Genomic DNA, 316 nt, shown 5'->3' on the forward strand with positions numbered 1-316 from the left:
CTTCTTGCTCATGACTTTGCAAATAAGCCAAAGATTCCGAATACGACAATAAGGCATTGACCAAATAATTGTCTCTTCCTTGCTGTTGAATCGTATCCAACTGAAGTGCGATCTCTGCAAATGGCTGTCCACCTTTACCTTGGTAGAAAAGCGATATTCCCTCTGAAATAACCTTCCAATCATCGTAGTTATCAATAGAGGTCACTCGATGACTGACTACACCGTATTCTGAACTCATTGGGGCAATAATGGCTTTAATCTCAAGAATTACATCCCCAATGGCATCAAAGAAGTTATCTTGGCTAAAGCTCTTTTC

General features: G+C 40.2%; 1 pseudogene. It reads right to left on the reverse strand.

The window, feature by feature from the left end:
- Positions 1 to 316: pseudogene (locus tag AB4512_RS23355) on the reverse strand (winged helix family transcriptional regulator); the annotation flags it as partial.

Source organism: Vibrio sp. 10N.222.52.B7 (genome assembly GCF_041474275.1).
GTDB lineage: Bacteria > Pseudomonadota > Gammaproteobacteria > Enterobacterales > Vibrionaceae > Vibrio > Vibrio crassostreae_C.